This window comes from Vibrio genomosp. F10 str. 9ZD137 (genome assembly GCF_049974785.1).
In the GTDB taxonomy this organism is placed as follows: domain Bacteria; phylum Pseudomonadota; class Gammaproteobacteria; order Enterobacterales; family Vibrionaceae; genus Vibrio.
The window spans coordinates 1-453 of sequence record NZ_JBNGCJ010000076.1 but is presented as its reverse complement, the minus strand read 5'-3'; the positions used below and the strand labels follow the sequence as shown (position 1 = coordinate 453).

Annotated in this window: 1 pseudogene; it reads right to left on the bottom strand. The window is 47.9% G+C overall.

The features are described 5' to 3' along the window. Nucleotides 1-453, bottom strand: a pseudogene (locus ACP45E_RS00975) (4Fe-4S ferredoxin); the annotation flags it as partial.

Here is a 453-nt window from a genome sequence, read left to right as displayed (position 1 = left end):
CGTCCATCAGTTCCACCGCTGCAACCGGGCTGTTTGAAAGCGTGGTCACCGCTTGGCTGGCTTGTTCAATATCGGAAAAAACCAATAAGGCAGAAGCTTTATGAGCGTGTTCTACCACGGTGTTGTAGGTGACTTCTGCAATGAACCCTAATGTGCCTTCGGAGCCGATCATGAGATGCTCAATAATGTCGATTGGATCGTGGTAGTCAACGAGAGCATTGATGGCGTAACCTGTGGTGTTTTTCAGCCGATACTTATGTTTGATGCGCTGAGTCAACTCGGTGTTGGCAATGGTGTCATTATGTAGCGCTTTAATACCGGCAATGAGTGCAGGGTTCTGTTGGGAAAATTCAGCAATGCTGGTGGCATCTCCGGTGTTGAGAATCGAACCGTCGCTAAAGACAATTTTCATACTATCCACGGTTTTATAGGAGTTTTGCGCCGTACCACAGC